6 protein-coding genes are annotated in these 3,818 nt (G+C 30.3%); 1 reads left to right on the top strand and 5 read right to left on the bottom strand.

The annotated features are described in order from the left end of the window. Positions 1–17: 17 nt before the first annotated feature. Positions 18–326, bottom strand: coding sequence for an SdpI family protein (locus EII23_RS13680; protein WP_255296320.1), 309 nt, complete (start codon positions 324–326; stop codon positions 18–20). 338 nt (positions 327–664) lie between these two features. Here EII23_RS13680 and EII23_RS11530 point away from each other — a divergent pair, with 338 nt between their 5' ends. Next, a complete protein-coding gene (locus tag EII23_RS11530; protein WP_124793493.1) occupies positions 665–760 on the top strand; it encodes a type I toxin-antitoxin system Fst family toxin in 96 nt (31 codons plus the stop codon). Positions 761–1,267: 507 nt separating this feature from the next. Here EII23_RS11530 and EII23_RS11525 read toward each other — a convergent pair. The 4 genes from EII23_RS11525 to EII23_RS11510 all read right to left on the bottom strand — a co-directional run. Continuing rightward, entirely contained in the window at positions 1,268–1,537 is a 270-nt protein-coding gene (locus EII23_RS11525; protein WP_409360240.1) for a hypothetical protein, read from the bottom strand. A 43-nt stretch (positions 1,538–1,580) separates the two neighbouring features. After that, on the bottom strand, positions 1,581–2,924 hold the full coding sequence (locus tag EII23_RS11520) for an NAD(P)/FAD-dependent oxidoreductase (protein ID WP_124793492.1): 1,344 nt from the start codon (positions 2,922–2,924) through the stop codon (positions 1,581–1,583). Then, the gene (locus EII23_RS11515) at positions 2,911–3,153 is read right to left on the bottom strand and encodes an alpha/beta fold hydrolase (protein ID WP_221620395.1); all 243 of its coding nucleotides are present in this window, start codon (positions 3,151–3,153) and stop codon (positions 2,911–2,913) included. Before EII23_RS11515 ends, EII23_RS11520 begins: the two co-directional genes overlap by 14 nt. A gap of 85 nt (positions 3,154–3,238) precedes the next feature. Next, positions 3,239–3,818 (bottom strand): FAD-binding domain-containing protein (locus tag EII23_RS11510; RefSeq protein ID WP_221620394.1); only part of this gene is annotated, 580 nt, incomplete at its 5' end.

Here is a 3,818-nt window from a genome sequence, read left to right as displayed (position 1 = left end):
GCAGATAATAGTCTTGATTAATCTAATTTTTTGTTAGTTTTAGGTATTATGTATAAGAGTAAAACACAGAGAATTATGCTTTGGATTATGACAGACCATTGTATTATATTTTCTTTATTTGTTATTAGTGAAAATGCATCTAAGATTATAAAAATCACGGAAAAACAAAGGCTATATTTAAAAAAATGTTTTAGGTATAGTCCACAATAGATTTGGGCTTTATACCAATTCTCTTGAGTTTTCATTGATTTTTTTGTTCTAAAACCGTAGAAGTGATTTATCTTTTCTGGAGGATTTTTTAAAATTAAATGACCTAAAAAAATCATAAAAATACTTGAAAGAAATAATAGCATTTAGTGACGTCCTTTTTGTGTTTTTGAAACGAGTTGAAAATGAGTTTCTTCTTGTACTGATACTATATAGGAATAACGTTCTTTTTCTTTTAATAGGGATAGATACTTATACATTAACTTGAATGATTTAAAAAATTTGAAGATATCTATATTTTACTAGAATCAAGTTTGTTATTGTTACTTTTTAATGTTTATTTAGACATAAAACGACTTATCGGAAGTGCATATGCTTATATATTTACAGATGGTATAATAATGGAGTCGCCTATCTCTCAGGCGTCAATTTGACGTAGAGAGGAGGTGCATACGCGATGTCTGAAATCTTTGTGAACATCATAACCACAGCAGCAAGTGGTTGCATCGTTGCTTTATTTGCGCATTGGCTACACAATCGCAACGATAAATAGGCGACTAGTCACACCAAAAAATCCCCTAACTACTGGCATAGTTAGGGGATTTGGTGCATACATGCCTGATAATCTTTGTTGATTGAATTATAACACTATAATTGGTAGGAATGCAAAGTAGTTTTATCTGTTTAGGTTATGTGAATCCAATATATTTAAAAATAGGAGTGATTATGATCAATAAAGTTAATTTACATCACAGGATTAAAATCTTTTAAAACAAATTAATGGAGTAAATCAACAATAGAATCAGATAATGAAATTTCTATAATTTTATTGATTGTAATAGCTTCAATACATTTTTATCAACTTTAGCTTTGTATTGTGCTTTTTTCGTTCTATTCAGTAGGATTGTGGATATGTTTACTAGTAACATAATTAGATATTAAACGCTATATTATTGTGTCATTTCAATTAATAATGCTTAGTTATAATAAATTCTGAAATACAGTTTCTACTTTTTTAGGACTGCCTTTGGGAGCAAGTTTTTTTACTACATTACCATCTTTAGCAATAATAAATCTTGTGAAATTCCATTTGATTTTCTTTCCATATTTCAGCTATTTGGTCATCAGTACCAGGTTTTTGTTTAGCAAATTGATTACAAAGAAATCCAAGTATAATTAGCCCTTGCTCTTTATATTTTTGGTAATATTCTTCTAATTCTTCAAATTGACCACTTAAGCCACATTTTGTGGCAGTATTAACTAATATAATAACTTTATCTTTGTAGTCATTTAAATAATACTTAATACCTACTACCATCTTTGTTAACAACTTGTATATCATAAATATTATTAGTTATTTTATAGCACTCCTTTTATAACATTGCTAATTTTAATTGATCTATAACGCCACTTGATGATCCAGGAAAAGCAAAGATCATTTTATTTAAATCTTGAGCCGTTAATTTTTGGTTTACAATGAAAGTTAATAAATTAACTAAATCTGGTGCATCATCAGCATATATAGCAGCTCCCACTAATTGTTTATCATTATTTAATACAATTGTCATTTCAGCTTCAGTTTCATTTTTGTATTCAAACACCATTTGTTTACCAAAAGGAATATCTATCACTTTATAGTCCTCACTAGTATTAGCTTCATCTACAGAAACTCCAATATTAGACAACCTTGGTAGTGTATATAAAACTGAAGGTATTGCAGGATAGGTAATAGGATTTTTATTCATACCCAAAATATGCGCAGCAATATAGTTAGATTCAAATGTTGCAGTAGGTGTTAATTTAGGAATTACTTTATCTAACACATCACCACTAGCATAAATATTAGGGATATTTGTGCGTAAATATTCATCTACCTGTATACCTCGAGTAGTGAAATTAACGCCAGCTTCTTCAAGTCCAATACCGTTGACATTTGGTCTACGTCCAGTAGCATCTAACACATAGTTAGTAGTAATCTCTAATCCTGATTCTGTTGATACAGTATAATTATCACCTTGCTCTTTAATTACAGTAGTATTTTCATTCATATGGAATTGAACTCCTTCTGTTGCCAATTTATCCATTAATTTAGTAATATGTGCTGAATAAAAACCTTTGAGCGGTTCATCGTCAACATGAATCATATGAGTTTCTACACCTGATTTAATTGTTATGCTAGCAAATTCAATACTAATAATACCTATACCTATAAATGTGATACTATTTGGCATTTGCTCTAAGGATAAGAAGTCTCTACTATCGTGTGTATATTCAGACCCTTCAATATCTAACTTATTGCTGTGTTGACCTGTTGCAATAACTATATTTTCACCGTAATATTGTTCACCATCTACTACGAGGTGATGCTCATCCACTAATTTTCCTGTTCCTTCAATAATATCAATACCTTGTTGTTCAAATAAACCTTTCAAAGTATTTGCCATAGGGTCAATGATTTTATGTTTATAAGACATAAGGTTTTCCCAATTCACTGATAATGCTTCAGTATTAATTATGTTGGGATAGTGTGAAGCTTGCTCTAGTACTTCATAAGGGTTTTCCAATAAAATTTTGGCATTGCACCCATAGTTTGTACAAGTACCTGCTATACGATCTTTTTCGACAATAGCAACCGATTTCCCCGCTTTGTTTAAAGTCAGCGCACTATGCCAAGCTGCGTGTCCACTACCTAAAAATACAACATCATATTGTTTCATTTGAATCATCCTTTGTAATAATTTTCAACGTTTCTTCTAATTCATTATTATAATAAACAGTTTTTCCTTCTGAACGGCCATGTCCTCGTTGATCATAACGAATAACATTAAATTGATTATCGTTCAAAAAAGTTGTCAACTCATCATATCGATCCATATATTCTGCTAAACCATGTACTATAATGACATTAGCTTTTAAGTTATTAACCGTGTTAATTTTACCGTACAAATTTGTACTGTCTGCTGATTGTATATATTTATAAAATTCATGGTCATCGACTCCTTTATATTATTAATACCACTTTTTCGAACAATCATAACTCATCATTATATTTAGTTGGATCACGAATGTATTTTCTACTCACATCATTAAATATTTTTAGCTGTGTTTTAATAAAATACCCTTGCTTATCAAAGCGCTCACTTTGACGTATAGGATTAAACATTCCGAAATAAGGCACTTCATTTATTCCTGTTGATGCTGACCACTGCCATCCGTGTACATTAGATGCATTATCATAATCTATCAAATACTGTCTAAAGTACTCCTCACCCCAAGTCCAGTCAATAAATAAATTTTTCGTTAAAAATTGTGATACGACCATTCGTAAGCGATTATGTATATATCCTGTACGATTCAGCTTCTTCATTGCAGCATCAACGATTGGATAGCCAGTTTGACCTTTTTTCCATACTTCAAAATGTGTTTTATTATAAGACCATTGCATGTTTCGATATTTTTCAGAAAAAGATTTAGTTGCCGTTTCTGGATACTGCATCATTAACACATAATAAAATTCACGGAATATAACCTCTCTTATAAAAGCTTCATAATTTTTTTCATCGCTCTCATAATCTTCAAGTAAATCATTTATAATTTCACAAATATCGAGT

The organism is Desulfovibrio sp. OH1186_COT-070 (assembly GCF_003860215.1).
In the GTDB taxonomy this organism is placed as follows: Bacteria; Desulfobacterota; Desulfovibrionia; order Desulfovibrionales; family Desulfovibrionaceae; genus Desulfovibrio.
The sequence above is the reverse complement of the archived record's forward strand: the minus strand, read 5'-3'. Positions and strand labels throughout refer to the sequence as shown.